We start from the raw sequence: 14,575 nt of genomic DNA, 5'->3' as shown, positions 1-14,575 counted from the left end.
CGCGACGCGACGCACAACGCGATGCGACGTACAACGCGACGCGACGCACAACGCGATGCGACGTACAACGCGACGCACTAGGCAATGCCGTGAAGAACGCGAAGAACGCGAAGAAACGGACACGAGCGCATGACGCAGCAGATCGTCAGCAAGGCCGTCGGGATCGACCTGGGTACCACCAACAGCGCGGTGGCGGTGATGAATCCCTCCGACAGCGAGATCGTCATCCACCGCGACCCCGTCACCAAGTCCGCCACCACCCCCAGTTGCGTCTGGCGTGCACCGAGCGGCGGTGAACTGGTCGTCGGCCGTAAGGCGTTCGCCAGAAGGGGCAGCTCACCGGAACCGATCACCTCGGTGAAACGGCTGATGGGCACCCGAGAGACAGTCGGCCTGGGCAACGAGCGACTCACCCCGCAGCAGGTGTCGGCCGCGACCCTGCGCGAGATGAAGCGCCAGATCGAGGCCGACGTCGCCGCCTTCGACACACCGACCGCCCGCTGGATCGTCGACCGCGCCGTGGTGACCGTACCGGCGTACTTCGACCAGCCGCAGATCGACGCCACCCGGGAGGCCGCCGAACAGGCCGGTCTCGAAGTCCTCGGCCTGCTCCACGAACCGACCGCAGCCGCCAGCCACTACTGCTGGCGCACGGCCACCCAGAACGGCACCTTCCTCGTCTACGACCTCGGCGGCGGCACCTTCGACGTCAGCGTGCTGCGCTGCACCGCGGGCACCTTCGAGGTGCTCGGCATCAGCGGCAACAACCTGCTCGGCGGCGACGACATCGACAAGGCCCTCGCCCTCCACCTCCAGGACATGCTGCGCCGCGACGGCTACGCCCTGGACCTCGACCCGCGCAAGGACCCCGAGGACGCGCTGCGCTTCAGCCAGCTGCAGATGCTCGCCGAGGGCGCCAAGAAGGCGCTCACGGAACGCACCGAGTACGTGCTGCGCGACGCGGGCCGGCTCATGGACCAGCAGGGCGACCCGGTCGTCATCGAGGCCCTCCTGGAGCGGGCCGAACTCGACGACCTCGCCCTTCCGCTCATCGAGCGCACCTTCACCTACTGCGACGAGGCCATCAGCCGCGCCGAGGAACGCGCCGGCATCACCCTCGCCGACGTCGACCACATCATCCTGGCCGGCGGCTCGACCCACATGCCGCTGGTCCGGGAACTGGTGACCCGCGAGCTGTGCGGCCCGGCCGCCCCCGGCTCCCCGCGCCAGATCCGGGCCGCCTGCGCGGAGCCGGTCTACGAGCAGGTCGACACCGTGGTCGCGCTGGGCGCGGCGGTGCGGGCCGCCGCCGTCGGCGGACTCGCCGTCTACGACGAGCAGCGCACGGTACGCGTCGCCTTCCACGGCAGCGCGGCCACCGGCCGCTCGGCCACCTCCGTCGGCGGCACCGTCCAGCCGCTCGCCGACGGGCTCGACCTCACCGACGGACAGGTCCGCCTGACCACCACCGGCTTCGAGGACGAGACCGACCTGTCCCCGCAGGGCGCCTTCGCCTTCCGGGACGTACCCCTGCAGCCCGACGCCGAGACCCAGCTCACGTTCGAGGTGTACGACGCCGACGGCGAACTGCGTGCCGTCGCCGGCCGCCCGCTGGCGCACAGCTCGGGCGAGCAGCGGCCCACCGGCGGCGCGGGCGGACGCGCGATCAACGCAAAAGCCGTGGAGATGGAGGTCGACCTCGGGGACGGCAGCACGGCCCCCATGGAGCTGGTGCCCGCGATGCAACAGCTGCCGTACGAACGGGACTTCGATCTCATGCACCCCGGCGACGAGAAGGTCGAACTGCGGCTGTTCCAGCAGAGCGTGCCGATCCAGGTGATCACCGTGGAAGTGCCTTCCTCCACTGCGCGCGGCACCGCCATCCGGCTGAACGTCGCGATGCACGAGAACGCCGCGATCACCGTGCGCGGCACCATCGGCGAGGTCTCCTTCGACGCGCCGGTGGAGCTGCCCGACGAGCTGCCGATGCCCGACCAGTCGGAGACGGAGGCGCTGTACCGGACCTTCGAGGAGAACGTCGGCTACCTCCCGGCCGGCCCCCAGACCATCGCGCGCACCAAGTGGGCGATGGTGGGCAAGGCCTTCGAAGAGGCCCGCGAACGCGGGGAGGTGGCCAAGGCCGTCCACGAGTTCCAGGAGCTGAAGCACCTCGCGGACTCCATGACACGGCACTCCCAAGGCCTGAAACCGCCCAAGCGGGACTTCGACGCCCTGGTGGAGGAGTGCGTGAGACTGCACGCCCACCTCGTCCAGTACGGCGTACCGCAGGGCAAGACCTTCGACGCGCCCGAGGCGTCCCGGACCATCGAGGACCAGCGGCAACGCGGTGAGCGGGCCTGGTCGAACAGCGACCAGCGGGCTTACGGCGAGGTCATCGAACAACTGCACCGGATGTACGAATACCTGCGCGGACTGAACCGGACCGAGGGGGCCACGGAGGTGTCTCCCGCGACGAGGGCGGAGGCGCTGGTACAGGCCGGCCTGAGCGGCACGCAGGAGCTGACGCGAGTGGCCGCCGGCACGGGCCGGGAGACCGAGCACAGGGAGCTGAAGGAGATCGAGGCCCGGCTGGAGCAGTTGGCGCCCCTGACGTCCACGGACCCGGAACGCGTGGTGCAGGAGGCCGGGAAGCTGATGGCCCGGCTACGTCACCTCGCGCGTCTGCTGCTCGGTGACGGCGGCGCGGACAAGGTGGGCATCCCGATCGTCCTGGGCGGGGGGCTGCGGTGACGGTGGTCTGCCCCCTCGCACGGTGCCGCACGCCCAACGAGCCCACGGCCGACGCGTGTCGGCGCTGCGGCACACCGTTGCAGGCCTACGTGAGGCTGTCGGCCCATGCCGCCCGCCTCTTCAACGAGGGCCTGGCGGCCGCCCGCGGCCATGACTACACGGCCGCCCGCGACCGCTTCGCCGCGATCGTCCACTGGTACCCCTCCGACACGGAGGCCCACAACGCCCTGGCCCTGGCCTGCTACCACCTCGACGCCCGGACCGAGGCCCAGCACCACTGGCGCCTCACCCTGACCCGCCGCCCGGACGACGAAACGGCGCGGCGGGGGTTGGCGTGTCTGGCGGCGGGCGGGACTTCGGTAGAGACGCCTCAGCCTCCGGATCCCCCGGTCTCCCCGGACTCCTCGGACTCCCGCTCTGTGGGCTCACCGGACACCCCGGACACCCCGGACACCCCGGACTCCTCGGAGTCCCGTAGCGCCTGAATGAGTAATTCCGGCTCGACGCCCAGTTTCTGCATCAGGCGCCGGGCGGAGGCGTCCTCCTCGGCGAGGAGCGCGATCAGGAGCGCTTCCTCGCCGACGGGGCCGTCCGCGTCGGCGATCGTGCGTTCCAGCCGGGCGAGGGTGCGCCGGGAGAACTCCCGGGGCCGAGGCCTGCCGAGCGGTGCCAACGCACGGTACGCGTTCGCGCCCTCCTCGCCCTGCTCGGCCAACGCGTCGCGCAGTGCCTCGCTGCCGGTCATCGCGAAGGCCTGCAGCAACAGATAGGTGCTGATCTTCTCGCCCTTGACCGCCGCCAGCAGCCGCGCGCAGCGCACCGCCGTCGCCGCCTGCGCTCCGAGCCCGTCCAGACCGACGGTGTCGTCGTCCTCGTCCGACCCCTGCCGCTCGGACGTGGGGGACAGCAGCCGCTCCGGCCGGATCCCGAAGAGCTGGAGCAACTCGGCACAGCTGCCGCAGCCCGCCTCCAGGAACGCCGCCGAGATGTCGTCCACCTCGACCCGCTCGCGCCCGTCCCGCAGTACGGCTTCCTCGGCCCCGTCCAGCACGCGAGCGATCGTGTCGGACAGTCCGATCCCGCCGTCATCGTTCAGGCGCGTGCCGTTCGGATCCGTACCGTGGGATCCCTGAGATCCGTGGGAGCTGTTGTAGCCGTTGGAGCTTCTGGTGCCGTTCAGGCCGCCGCCGTTCCCGTTCATTCCCTTGGTGCTGTACGACCCTGTGTCCCGCGCCCTCGCATCCCGCGCCGCTGTGTCCCGCGCCCCCGTCTCGCTGCTGCCGGGCGTGTGGCTCTGCAACTGCCTCAGTACCTCGGTAAGCAACCGCAGCCGCTTCGCACCGATCCGTGCCGAGGCCCGCTGCCGGATCCGCTCCGTCTCCAGCAGCGCGGTCAGCAGGTCGACCGACGTGACGAACCCTCGCAGCGAGGCGACCTGCACGGTCCGCCGCAGCAGTCCGGCAGCCTCAGTGGTGTAGCCCGGCCGCTCGGCCTCAGGGGCGACCGGCTCGGGTTCGGGCTCCGCCGCCGTGGAGATCCGGACGCCCGGATCGCCGTACAGGACGAAGGACGCCCAGGCCCCGTCCGACTGCTCCGCCAGCTCGGCCCGCGCCTTGCGTACGGCCGCGCCGGCCTCCACATGGACGCGCAACTGCCCGTAGAGCGCCTCCGCGAAGCGCAGCGCGCCCGCGTCACCGACCGCTGTCCGGGTGCCGACGACCGTCTTCGCCCCCACGACCATGAAGGCCATACAGGCGTTCATGGTCTGCGCCGCCTCCGCCTGCGCCCGGGACGCCGAGTCGAGCAACGGGTCCGCCGACGCACAGCCGTTGATGAACACCACGGGCGGCGCGCCCCTGCGGGCCAGCGGCTGCAACGCGTCCAAACCGATGAACTTGCGGTCGTGCACCATCAACCCCGCGGCGTCCGGCACCCCGGAGACATGCCCGGAATAGTGGAAGAGGTCGTACGGCTCATGCTCCCGGGCCAGTTCCCCGATGACCCGCAGCAGCGTGGCGTCGCGCCCGGTCAGCACCGTGCATGTCACCCCGCGTTCGGTCAGCCAGGCGCTGATGCGTTCGGCCTCCTCCCGAGCGGACGTCAGATCGCCCAGGGTGTCCCCGACGACCAGCGCCCGGCGGATCTGGCCGATGGTGCGTCCGGTCACCACCGGCCGGTCGACCTTCGTCCGGCGGCCCAGGTCGTGTCTGAGCCCGAGGAAGTCGCTCTCGTCGTGGAGGAGTTCCCACGGCACCAGCGCCTCGTTGCTCTGCACCAGCAGCGACCCGGTCGACTCGCTCAGCCGGCGTACCAGCTCGGGCTGACCGGACTGCGGGAACAACGTGTCGTAGAGCAGCCGGCCCGACCGGGCGAGGGTCTCGCGCAGCTCCGCCCCGTCGATGGTGTGGGCGTTCTTCAGGACCTTGTCGATCTCCATGCACAGGCCCTTGACCAGGTCCTGACTCACATGGACGGTGTGCTCCTGCTCCAGAGGGCCGACGAGCGCCCCGTCGCCGGACTTCAGCTCGTACGAGTACTGAGTGCGCCCCGGCCGGGGCTCGGACACCCGGACCTGCAGGACCGTCATCGCTCAGTCCTGCCGGTGGCGGTCGTAGAAGCGGGCGATCGCCTCGTTCATCGCCCGTTCGGGAGGATCGACGAGCTCCAGCGTCTCGCCGTCCAGCGTCACGATGACACGTGGCGTGGACGCCTCCGCGGCGGAGGCGGTGGGCCCGTGTGCGGCGGCGTCACGCCGGCGGGCGAGCCATGCGCGGACCGTCTCGACGATCGCCACCACATTGCCGGTCGCACCGACCAGCAGCGTCGTCACCTCGACCAGATCTGCGACCCGCTGGTCCGACTCCGGTGCGGTGAGATAGACCCGCTCGACACGGGCGGCCCCCGCGGCCGACAGTGCCCGATACAGGTCGTCGAGGGTTTCCGTTGCCGGATCGGGCCCGTGCAGCGCCAACTCGAGCGTGACCGCCCCCGCTTCGCTCCGCGCCGCCGCCTGCGTGGCCCCTGACGCGCCGACCGAATCTCTTGCCACATCTACCTCCCAAGCCCCCGGAGGGGCCGCGGAAACCGGTTCGCCACCAGCGTGGCACCACGATCGACGACAGACCATCGAGTCGTGACAATTGCTGACGTTCCCGCGGGAGTTGACGAGGAAGCACGATGAGGGTGCGACGAGGGCGAGCTGCCCAGGTCACACCCTCCGGCGATGGCCCATGGCTGGTGACCGCCGGTGACCGCCGGTGACCGCTGGTTACCGGTAGTTCACGAACTGCAGCGCGAAGTCGAAGTCCTTGCCCTTCAGGAGGGCGATGACGGTCTGCAGATCGTCGCGGTTCTTCGAGCTGACCCGCAGCTCCTCACCCTGCACCTGGGCCTTGATGCCCTTCGGGCCCTCATCCCGGATGATCTTCGCCACCTTCTTCGCGTTGTCCTGGGAGATGCCCTCCTCGATCGACGCGAAGATCTTGTACTCCTTGCCGGAGAGCTGAGGCTCACCCGCGTCCAGCGCCTTCAGCGAGATCCCGCGCTTGATCAGCTTGGACTGGAAGACGTCGAGGATAGCGTTGACCCGGTCCTCGGAGTTCGCCTCCATCAGGATCTTGTCACCGGACCACGCGATCGAGGCACCCACGCCCTTGAAGTCGTAGCGCTGCGAGATCTCCTTGGCGGCCTGGTTGAGGGCGTTGTCGACCTCCTGCCGCTCGACCTTCGAGACGATGTCGAAACTGGAGTCGGCCATGTCCTGTGGCTCCTTGTATCGGGGTGCGTATCGGGGTGCGTACTGGTGCGTATCGGCGTACGTGGGGGCGGGCGCCGAGCCCGGCATTCCCGGGCCGCATCCGGACAAGCCTAGTCACCCACCGGCGTTCGAGCGCAGATCAATCGGGTGGCGAAGCACCCCACCGCATCGGGTATTGTTTACGTCGTTGCCACGGAGGACCGCCGAAAAGCGGTTCGAAAGGCAGCGACCCCGGCGGTGTGCCCGAGCGGCCAAAGGGAGCAGACTGTAAATCTGCCGGCTCAGCCTACCCAGGTTCGAACCCTGGCGCCGCCACACGGGAACAAAGGGCCCGTGACCTGCGAACACCGCAGGTCACGGGCTCTTTGCCATGCGCCCAGCGATCGACGTACGTGTCCGGCCGGGCGTTCGCGCGTGGTCAGCCGGCTTTCTGTTCCCGCAGCTCGTGGACGCTGGCAGTAAGGGTGCCGTCTTGTTGTTCGTGCTGGGAGAGGGCGACGCCGAGGCCGAAGAAAGTCGGCGCCCATTCACCGATGAAGATGCCCCACCTGTCGGCGCGGGCGAGGTCTGCGTGGGAGCCGGGTTCGGCGTTGAGGCTGGTGAGCCAGGTGAAGATGGAGATGCCGATGGATGCCATGGCTGCGGTGTAGGCGTGCTCACTGCGGATGCCCATGTCGTGCATTCTCTTGATGATCATGGCGTGCTCCGTTCGTGAGGGGGTTCTGTGACCGTGTTCCTCACATCCATCGACCTATTCGTCGCTTTTGCAGGGTTATGGGGGGGTGTGCGGCCTGGCAGTGCTCGGAGGCTGCTGCGGGGCTCTGTCATGCCCCGAACCACTTGGATCGCAGCATCCAGTTCCACTCCACCAAAGCCGACGTCATGGCGAAGATCATCGAAACGAAGCGGGGGGACTGTGAGCTTCCCGAGGCGCCGGAGCCCGAGGCACCCTCCCGCCACGGGACCTGCGGGCCGCGGTTCGGATGGCCCCGCGTGAACTACTCGGGCGCGTGGGCCAGTTCGTACGCGCCGCTGTCCAGGTCGGAGAAGTAGTACGCGCCGTCGAGACCGGTCGTGGCCGTGGCGACCACGTTGCCTGCCGCGTCCACCAGGGCCACCAGCGCGTCGCCAAGCGGGGCGCCGGACCCGCGCACGGTCCGCCGTACCTGCGCCCCGGGACGCAGCGCGATCGCCGCCGGCGTAATCCCGGCGCCGCCGAAAGCGGGACCCGCCGAGACGCCCGGAAAGCCGTGGCCGCCCGCACCGAAGCCGCAGAGCTTCCCCCACCGAAACCGCGGGACCGCCCCCACCGAACCCGCAGAGCCGCCCGCCCGCACCGGAGCCGCAAGCCCCCACCGCGAGCGGGGCACACTGATCCCATGTCCACGCGCCGCAGACACTGCCCCGAATGCCGTCGTGAGATCGCCGTCGTCGCCGGACGCTACGCCCGGCACGACCCGCCCGGCGCACGCGAGAACGGCGAGCTCGTCTCCTGCCCCGGCTCCAGGCGGCAGGCCGAACTCGGGGCGGCGCAGCCCACCTTGGACGGCTACACCGTCCCCGAGTTCCCCGGTCAACTCCCCCTGTTCTAGGCGGGGTTCACGCCACTACAGCGCCTCCCGCGCCGCAGGCACCCCTTCGGCGGCCAACGTCAGTTGCCCGCCACCGACTTGACCGCCACCGACACCGGCGTCGATCCGCCGACCAGCTCCAGGACCAGCCCGGCCGTCGCCGACGTATCCAACAACTCAGCCAGTACGGCGGCGACGTCGTCGCGCGGCACGGCGCCCCGCCCGGTGTGCGCCTCCAGCCGCACGAGTCCGGTACCGGCGTCGTTCGTCAGCGAACCGGGGCGCAGGATCGTCCAGTCCAGGCCGTCCAGACCGGTCACGTACGCGTCGGCCTCGCCCTTGGCCCGCAGGTACACGTCGAACACCTCGTCGCCCTGGTGCGCCGGATCCGCGCCCATGGACGACACGACGACATGGCGTCGTACACCCGCCCGAACCGCCGCGTCCGCGAACAGCACCGCCGCACCCCGGTCCACCGTGTCCTTGCGGCCCACGTCGCTGCCCGGGCCGGCGCCCGCCGCGAAGACCGCCGCGTCCGCGCCCCGCAGGCGCTCCGCGACCTCCTCGACCGAGGCCGACTCCAGGTCCAGCAGCACCGGTTCAGCGCCGGCCTGCCGCAGGTCGTCGCCCTGTTCGGCGCGGCGGATGATCCCCGCGACCTCGTCCCCGCGCGCGGCGAGCAACCGCTCCAGCCGCAGCGCGATCTGACCATGACCACCAGCGATGACAATGCGCATGTTTCCGACCGTACGCCCGCCCGCCCTCATTTGCCGCACAACTTCGGCCACGCCTCAGGGGCGCACACACGAGACACACGTACGAGACACACATACAGGCGCACGAGCAAGACGCACGAGCGACCTCCACGCCCCTACGGCAACTCCCCGCGCCCCTGCCTCGGCAGCCCCGACTCCGTCCCCGCGGCCGAGTGGCAGTACTCCCGTACCGCGCTGGTCCGCGCCACCACGCGCCCCCCATGGATCACGATCCGGCTGTACGCCAGGGACAACGCCCCCGCCAGCCGGTCGCCCCGCAGCGCCAGCAGCTCGGCCGGGAAGCCCGCCTCCACCCGTACCTCCGGGAGGCCCAGCACCGCGCGGGCGGACGCGCTCACCGCGTCGTACGCGTCCTCGGGCCGCAGACCATGGCGGGACGCCAGCAGATACGCGGCCTCCAGGGGATCGCCGCGCCCCACCGGATTCGACACGTCCCTCAGGGCGCCGCTTCCGGCGGCCACCCGCACCCCGGCCGCACGCAACAGCCGTACCGGAGCCGTGCCCCGCCGTTCCACACCCCCGCAGCCGCCCTGCGGCAGACACACCACGGCCACGCCGGCGGCCGCCAGCTGGTCGGCGGTCCGGGAGGCCACCTCGGCGGGCAGCCGGTCCAGCCCGCCGCACGGGGTGAGGGTCACCCCGGGGCGCAACCCGCCGGCCATCGCCGAGATCCGGGCCAGCCGGGCCGGGTCGGTGGCGTCGGTGTGCAGGTCGACCGGGCAGCCGTGCTCGGAAGCCACCTCCAGGACCGCCTCCACATAGCCCGTCGGATCGGGGTCCAGATCCGGACAGCCGCCCACCACGGAGGCGCCCATCTTCAACGCGTCCCGCAGCATCGCGAGCCCGTCGGCACCGGCCACCCCGGTCAGCAGCCTCGGCATCGCCACCGTCGTCAGCTCGGTCAGCCCGCGCAGCGAACGCCGTGCCCGCAGTACGGCGGTCAGCGCGCCGAGACCCTGGACGTCACCCACGCGCACGTGCGCCCGTACGGCGGTCGCCCCGTGCCCCAGTTGCAGCAGCGCCGCCTCCGTGGCCCGGCGCTGAACGTCCTCGGTGTCGTACGAGACCGGTCCCTCGTCGTCGGCCGACAGCGCGGTGTCGCCGTGGGCGTGCGGCTCTGCCGGGGCCGGCAGGAGCAGATAGCCGTCGAGGTCCACTCGCGTGCCGAACGCGCGCGTGCCGCCCGCCGTGAGGCTCCCGACCGTGCCGACCGCCTCGATACGCCCGCCGACCAGCCGTACGTCCACGGTCCGGCCGTCGGAGAGTCGCGCTCCGCAGAGCAGGAGGGCGGCTCCCTCGGCCGATCCGTAACCGGACCAGGCCCCTGACGCGGAACCTGACGAACCGGACACGGAACCAGCCGAACCGGACGCGGAACCCGACGACGAGTGGGGCGGCTGCGGCTGGCTGTCGGGCATCGCGCTCCAGGGGGTCGGGCTGCGCAAGCTCGGGGACTGCGCAAGGGGACGCAAGATCACTCAGAGTGAGTCGAGCCTAGGGTGGCGACCCGCTCCCGACGGGGAGGAGCGCAATAGTCGTACCGGTGTGGTCCGCCGTGCCGGAGAGGCCTCAGAGGCTCCTGGGAGGAGCGCGGAACAGGCCGTGACAGGGGCCGCGAAACGGATTTGGGCGAACGGCTGCCGACCGTGTAATGTCTTCATCGCTCGCCCCAATAGCTCAGTCGGCAGAGCGTCTCCATGGTAAGGAGAAGGTCTACGGTTCGATTCCGTATTGGGGCTCTGGTGTGAAAGGTTCCCGTCGCAAGGCGGGGCCGATCGCATCTCAGCGGTGTAGCTCAGTCGGTAGAGCAAGCGGCTCATAATCGCTGTGTCACCGGTTCAAGTCCGGTCACCGCTACTGACAGTAGCCGATTGTGGGGTCGGTCCTTCGATCGGCTACTCTTCTATGCGTTAATGCATTATTCGTCCCATCCGTTCGTCAAGGAGCACTCCTGTGGCTGCCACCGACGTCCGCCCGAAGATCACGCTGGCCTGCGTGGAGTGCAAGGAGCGGAACTACATCACCAAGAAGAACCGGCGTAACAACCCGGATCGAATGGAGATGAAGAAGCACTGCCCGCGTTGCAACGCGCACACCGCGCACCGCGAAACGCGATAAATTCAGGCTCGTACACGAGGCCGCCCCCGCAGTCTGGGGGCGGCCTCGCGTCGTTCCGGTCCCGGTTACCGGCCGGTCAACCGCAGCAGACATCAGGAGGTGCCGGGCCATGGCGCTCGATCAGTCCTTCGTGGGGCGGACCTATCCGCCCACCGAGCCCTACGAGGTGGGCCGGGAGAAGATCCGTGAGTTCGCCGAGGCCGTGGGGGAGTCCAACCCGGCGTACACGGACCCGGAGGCCGCCAAGGCGCTCGGGCACTCCGATGTGATCGCCCCGCCGACCTTCGTGTTCTCGATCACCTTCAGGGCCGCTGGCCAGGTCGTCCAGGACCCCCAGCTCGGCCTGGACTACAGCCGCGTGGTGCACGGCGACCAGAAGTTCGCCTACGTCCGCCCGGTGCGGGCCGGCGACCGGCTCACCGTCACGTCGACCATCGAGGCCGTCAAGTCCATGGCGGGCAACGACATCCTGGACATCCGCGGCGAGGTCCACGACGAGGCCGGCGAGCACGTCGTGACCGCCTGGACCAAGCTGGTCGCCCGCGCGGCCGAGGAGGCGTGAGCATTCGATGACGGCGAAGATCGCTTACGACGACGTCGAGGTCGGCACCGAACTGCCCGCCCGGTCCTTCCCGGTGACCCGCGACACCCTCGTCCGGTACGCGGGCGCGTCCGGGGACTTCAACCCGATCCACTGGAACGAGAAGTTCGCCAAGGAGGTCGGACTGCCGGACGTCATCGCGCACGGCATGTTCACCATGGCCGAGGCGATCCGTGTGGTCACCGACTGGACCGGCGACCCCGGTGTGGTCGTCGAGTACGGCGTCCGCTTCACCAGGCCCGTCGTCGTCCCGAACGACGACCAGGGCGCCACGATCGAGGTCAGCGGCAAGGTCGCGGCCAAGCTCGACGACAACACCGTCCGCGTGGACCTCACGGTGACCAGCGCGGGACAGAAGGTGCTGGGGATGTCGAGGGTGGTCGTACGACTGGCCTGAGGCGCTCGTCGAACGCGGACGCGGAAGAAGACCGGGGTAAGGGGCGCTCGCAAAGGCGGGCGCCCCTTACCCGCAGTGAGCCCCCTACGTGCACGAGCAGGTCTGGAAGTCGAGAGCTTCCGTAGGGCTTGAGGTTCCGTAGGGCTTGACTAAGTTAGTGATTGAGTACTAACTTTCTTTCATGGTCAGGATGAGCGCAGAGGAGAGGCGCGAGAGCGTCATCCGCGCGGCGACAACCGAGTTCGCCCACGGTGGGTACTACGGCACGTCGACCGAGGCGATCGCCAAGCGTGTCGGTGTCTCGCAGCCGTATCTCTTCCGGCTCTTCCCGGGCAAGAAGGCGATCTTCCTCGCGGTGGCCGAGCGGTGCATGGAGGACACCATCCGCACATTCGCGGAGGCCTCCAAGGGGCTTGAGGGCGAAGAGGCCCTGCATGCCATGGCCGGCGCGTACATCACGGTCATCGAAGAGCGGCCCGAGCGGCTGATGATGCAGATGCAGATGTATGTGGCGGTGGCCGCCGCCGAGCAGGCCGGCGACCACGAGTTCGGCGAGGCGGTGCGAGCCGGCTGGATGCGGCTGTGGGACACCGTCCACCTGCCCCTAGGGGCCGACATCGACGAGACGGCCACGTTCATGGCGTACGGCATGCTCATCAACTGCCTGGTGGCCATGGGCTTCCCGCCCGAGCACCGGGTCTGGGAGGGGCTCTACCCGTCGGCGCGGCTGAGCGGCCGGCTGGAGAAGTAGGGGAAGCAGGGGCCACCCATCAGTAACGCCTTTTCATGAGCATGTTCATGAGCACAAAAGTTAGTCATCAATAACTAACCAATGATCGAACACCCTCTGGGGGAGCGATGTCACAGCAGACAGCACGTCGCGGGGGAGCCGTCTGGGCCCTCGTCATCACCAGCGTCGCCGGATTCATGGCGGCCCTCGACAACCTCGTCGTCACCACCGCCCTGCCGTCCATCCGCGAGGACCTCGGCGGAGCACTGCCCGACCTGGAGTGGACGGTGAGCGCGTACACCCTCACCTTCGCCGTCCTCCTCATGTTCGGCGCGGCTCTCGGTGACCGCTTCGGCCGCCGCCGGCTCTTCCTCGTCGGCACCGCCGTCTTCACGGCCGCGTCCGCCGCCGCGGCCCTGGCACCCGGCATCGACTCCCTCATCGCCGCCCGCGCACTCCAGGGCGTCGGAGCGGCGATCATGATGCCGCTGACTCTGACCCTGCTCACGGCCGCTGTCCCCGCCGCCAAACGCGGGATGGCGTACGGCATCTGGGGCGCCGTCAACGGACTCGCGGTCGCCTCCGGACCGCTGATCGGCGGCAGCCTCACCGAACACATCTCCTGGCAGTGGATCTTCTGGCTGAACGTGCCGCTCGGCGTCATAGTGCTGCCGCTCGCCCGCCTCCGCCTTGCCGAGTCCCGCGGAGCCGGCGCCCGGCTCGACATCCCCGGCACGCTGCTCGCCAGCGGCGGCCTGTTCGGCATCGTCTACGGCCTTGTCCGCGGGCCCGCCGTGGGCTGGACGAGCTCCCTGGTGCTGACAGGTCTGTTCGCCGGAACCGCGCTGCTCGTCGGGTTCGTCGTCTACAGTCTGCGCGCCAAGAACCCCATGCTCCCGATGCGGCTGTTCCGCTCCCGCGCCTTCTCCGGGATCAACGCGGCGAGTCTGCTGATGTTCCTCGGCATGTTCGGCTCGATCTTCCTGCTCAGCCAGTACATGCAGGGCGTGCTCGGCTACTCGCCCACCGAGGCGGGCCTGCGCATGCTCCCCTGGACCGGCATGCCGATGCTCGTCGCCCCCGTCGCCGGCATCCTCTCCGACCGCATAGGCGGACGTCCGGTCGTCGCCGCGGGCCTTTTCCTCCAGGCCGCCGGCCTCGGCTACATGGCTTCCGTCGTCACCGCCGACGCCTCCTACGCCATCCAGCTGCCCGGCCTCATCATCAGCGGCATCGGCATGGCACTGTTCTTCGCCCCCGCCGCCAGCCTGGTGATGTCCAGCGTCCACACCCACGAACAGGGCATCGCCTCCGGGGCGAACAACGCCCTCCGCGAGGTCGGCGGCGCCCTCGGTATCGCCATCATGGCGTCGATCTTCTCGGCCCAGGGCGGCTACGAGACCGGGCAGACCTTCGTCGACGGATTGCGCCCGGCGCTGGTCACCGGCGCGGCGCTGGTCGCTCTCGCAGGAGTCGCGGCCCTGCTGATCCCCGGACACCCCCGTACGAAGGGCTCCGCCCAGGAGACCACGTCCCCCACGTCCCCCACGTCGGTAAGGGAACTGGAGTCCACGACCTGACTGCCCACTTTCCAGGCACCCCACGCTGCTGCGAACGCCCCTGGGGGCTCCGCCCCCAGACCCCCGGTTCTCGCCCACCACACCCACCCGACTCGGTGGGGCAAGAAGCGGGCCTTGCCCTGGGGGCTCCGCCCCCAGACCCCCGCCGCACCCGCCCACGGCGGCAAGGGGACGGGGGTGTCCGCCCGCAGCGTCTGGCGCGTCAACACCGCTCACTCGGTGAGAAACCGATTCCGCGCCAGACCGAGGACGGACATGAGGGTATGGGATTTCCTCAGTTGCCGGCCCCAGAGA

Annotated in this window: 14 protein-coding genes, 3 tRNA genes and 1 pseudogene; 11 read left to right on the top strand and 7 right to left on the bottom strand. The window is 69.9% G+C overall.

The window, feature by feature from the left end; genetic code table 11:
* Positions 1–129 precede the first annotated feature (129 nt).
* Together AB0H86_RS41345 and AB0H86_RS41340 are read left to right on the top strand one after the other, a co-directional pair.
* The gene (locus AB0H86_RS41345) at positions 130–2,751 is read left to right on the top strand and encodes an Hsp70 family protein (protein ID WP_362450981.1); all 2,622 of its coding nucleotides are present in this window, start codon (positions 130–132) and stop codon (positions 2,749–2,751) included.
* Entirely contained in the window at positions 2,748–3,236 is a 489-nt protein-coding gene (locus tag AB0H86_RS41340; RefSeq protein WP_362450978.1) for a hypothetical protein, read from the top strand. Before AB0H86_RS41345 ends, AB0H86_RS41340 begins: the two co-directional genes overlap by 4 nt.
* Here AB0H86_RS41340 and AB0H86_RS41335 read toward each other — a convergent pair.
* The 3 genes from AB0H86_RS41335 to AB0H86_RS41325 all read right to left on the bottom strand — a co-directional run bounded on the left by AB0H86_RS41335 (position 3,122) and on the right by AB0H86_RS41325 (position 6,508).
* A complete protein-coding gene (locus AB0H86_RS41335) occupies positions 3,122–5,338 on the bottom strand; it encodes a CHAT domain-containing protein (RefSeq protein ID WP_362450976.1) in 2,217 nt (738 codons plus the stop codon). The two genes, AB0H86_RS41340 and AB0H86_RS41335, sit on opposite strands and share 115 nt — an antisense overlap.
* Before the next feature lie 3 nt (positions 5,339–5,341).
* A complete protein-coding gene (locus AB0H86_RS41330; protein WP_362450974.1) occupies positions 5,342–5,800 on the bottom strand; it encodes a hypothetical protein in 459 nt (152 codons plus the stop codon).
* Between the two features lie 219 nt (positions 5,801–6,019).
* Complete coding sequence (locus AB0H86_RS41325; protein ID WP_362450973.1) at positions 6,020–6,508, bottom strand: YajQ family cyclic di-GMP-binding protein; 489 nt, start codon at positions 6,506–6,508, stop codon at positions 6,020–6,022.
* 233 nt (positions 6,509–6,741) lie between these two features.
* Here AB0H86_RS41325 and AB0H86_RS41320 point away from each other — a divergent pair.
* A tRNA-Tyr gene (locus tag AB0H86_RS41320) sits at positions 6,742–6,823 on the top strand.
* 103 nt (positions 6,824–6,926) lie between these two features.
* Here AB0H86_RS41320 and AB0H86_RS41315 read toward each other — a convergent pair.
* Together AB0H86_RS41315 and AB0H86_RS41310 are read right to left on the bottom strand one after the other, a co-directional pair.
* On the bottom strand, positions 6,927–7,205 hold the full coding sequence (locus AB0H86_RS41315; RefSeq protein WP_362450971.1) for a hypothetical protein: 279 nt from the start codon (positions 7,203–7,205) through the stop codon (positions 6,927–6,929).
* A gap of 319 nt (positions 7,206–7,524) precedes the next feature.
* Positions 7,525–7,725: pseudogene (locus AB0H86_RS41310) on the bottom strand (carboxypeptidase-like regulatory domain-containing protein); the annotation flags it as partial.
* A 162-nt stretch (positions 7,726–7,887) separates the two neighbouring features.
* Between AB0H86_RS41310 and AB0H86_RS41305 the strand changes: the two are divergent.
* Positions 7,888–8,100 (top strand): hypothetical protein, encoded by a 213-nt coding sequence (locus AB0H86_RS41305; protein ID WP_362450968.1) that lies wholly within the window; start codon positions 7,888–7,890, stop codon positions 8,098–8,100.
* Between the two features lie 59 nt (positions 8,101–8,159).
* On the opposite strand, the gene AB0H86_RS41300 is transcribed toward AB0H86_RS41305, so the two are convergent.
* Both AB0H86_RS41300 and AB0H86_RS41295 read right to left on the bottom strand, forming a co-directional pair.
* On the bottom strand, positions 8,160–8,816 hold the full coding sequence (locus AB0H86_RS41300) for an SDR family oxidoreductase (protein ID WP_362450966.1): 657 nt from the start codon (positions 8,814–8,816) through the stop codon (positions 8,160–8,162).
* A 134-nt stretch (positions 8,817–8,950) separates the two neighbouring features.
* Positions 8,951–10,273, bottom strand: a complete 1,323-nt coding sequence (locus AB0H86_RS41295; RefSeq protein WP_362450964.1) for an amidohydrolase family protein — start codon at positions 10,271–10,273, stop codon at positions 8,951–8,953.
* Positions 10,274–10,521: 248 nt separating this feature from the next.
* Here AB0H86_RS41295 and AB0H86_RS41290 point away from each other — a divergent pair.
* The 7 genes from AB0H86_RS41290 to AB0H86_RS41260 all read left to right on the top strand — a co-directional run bounded on the left by AB0H86_RS41290 (position 10,522) and on the right by AB0H86_RS41260 (position 14,281).
* Positions 10,522–10,594 (top strand) — tRNA-Thr (locus AB0H86_RS41290).
* Positions 10,595–10,639: 45 nt separating this feature from the next.
* Positions 10,640–10,712 (top strand) — tRNA-Met (locus AB0H86_RS41285).
* Positions 10,713–10,808: 96 nt separating this feature from the next.
* Positions 10,809–10,973 carry a 50S ribosomal protein L33 gene (gene rpmG / locus AB0H86_RS41280; protein ID WP_018834916.1) on the top strand — a complete coding sequence of 55 codons (165 nt, stop codon included), beginning with the start codon at positions 10,809–10,811 and terminating at the stop codon, positions 10,971–10,973.
* Between the two features lie 109 nt (positions 10,974–11,082).
* Positions 11,083–11,535 (top strand): MaoC family dehydratase N-terminal domain-containing protein, encoded by a 453-nt coding sequence (locus AB0H86_RS41275; RefSeq protein ID WP_362450962.1) that lies wholly within the window; start codon positions 11,083–11,085, stop codon positions 11,533–11,535.
* A gap of 7 nt (positions 11,536–11,542) precedes the next feature.
* On the top strand, positions 11,543–11,971 hold the full coding sequence (locus tag AB0H86_RS41270; RefSeq protein WP_362450960.1) for a MaoC family dehydratase: 429 nt from the start codon (positions 11,543–11,545) through the stop codon (positions 11,969–11,971).
* A 181-nt stretch (positions 11,972–12,152) separates the two neighbouring features.
* Positions 12,153–12,722 (top strand): TetR/AcrR family transcriptional regulator, encoded by a 570-nt coding sequence (locus AB0H86_RS41265; RefSeq protein WP_362450958.1) that lies wholly within the window; start codon positions 12,153–12,155, stop codon positions 12,720–12,722.
* A 107-nt stretch (positions 12,723–12,829) separates the two neighbouring features.
* Positions 12,830–14,281 (top strand): DHA2 family efflux MFS transporter permease subunit, encoded by a 1,452-nt coding sequence (locus AB0H86_RS41260; RefSeq protein ID WP_362450956.1) that lies wholly within the window; start codon positions 12,830–12,832, stop codon positions 14,279–14,281.
* Positions 14,282–14,575 lie beyond the last annotated feature (294 nt).

This window comes from Streptomyces sp. NPDC050997 (assembly GCF_040660135.1).
Classification (GTDB): domain Bacteria; phylum Actinomycetota; class Actinomycetes; order Streptomycetales; family Streptomycetaceae; genus Streptomyces.
The sequence above is the reverse complement of the archived record's forward strand: the minus strand, read 5'-3'. Positions and strand labels throughout refer to the sequence as shown.

Bases quoted from the DNA above. Each gene is read 5' to 3' on its own strand.
- AB0H86_RS41265 (WP_362450958.1), top strand. From the start codon at position 12,153: ATGGTCAGGATGAGCGCAGAGGAGAGGCGCGAGAGCGTCATCCGCGCG.
- AB0H86_RS41335 (WP_362450976.1), bottom strand. From the start codon at position 5,338: ATGACGGTCCTGCAGGTCCGGGTGTCCGAGCCCCGGCCGGGGCGCACT.
- AB0H86_RS41325 (WP_362450973.1), bottom strand. From the start codon at position 6,508: ATGGCCGACTCCAGTTTCGACATCGTCTCGAAGGTCGAGCGGCAGGAG.
- AB0H86_RS41345 (WP_362450981.1), top strand. From the start codon at position 130: ATGACGCAGCAGATCGTCAGCAAGGCCGTCGGGATCGACCTGGGTACC.
- AB0H86_RS41260 (WP_362450956.1), top strand. From the start codon at position 12,830: ATGTCACAGCAGACAGCACGTCGCGGGGGAGCCGTCTGGGCCCTCGTC.
- AB0H86_RS41300 (WP_362450966.1), bottom strand. From the start codon at position 8,816: ATGCGCATTGTCATCGCTGGTGGTCATGGTCAGATCGCGCTGCGGCTG.
- AB0H86_RS41315 (WP_362450971.1), bottom strand. From the start codon at position 7,205: ATGATCATCAAGAGAATGCACGACATGGGCATCCGCAGTGAGCACGCC.
- AB0H86_RS41305 (WP_362450968.1), top strand. From the start codon at position 7,888: ATGTCCACGCGCCGCAGACACTGCCCCGAATGCCGTCGTGAGATCGCC.
- AB0H86_RS41275 (WP_362450962.1), top strand. From the start codon at position 11,083: ATGGCGCTCGATCAGTCCTTCGTGGGGCGGACCTATCCGCCCACCGAG.
- AB0H86_RS41270 (WP_362450960.1), top strand. From the start codon at position 11,543: ATGACGGCGAAGATCGCTTACGACGACGTCGAGGTCGGCACCGAACTG.
- AB0H86_RS41295 (WP_362450964.1), bottom strand. From the start codon at position 10,273: ATGCCCGACAGCCAGCCGCAGCCGCCCCACTCGTCGTCGGGTTCCGCG.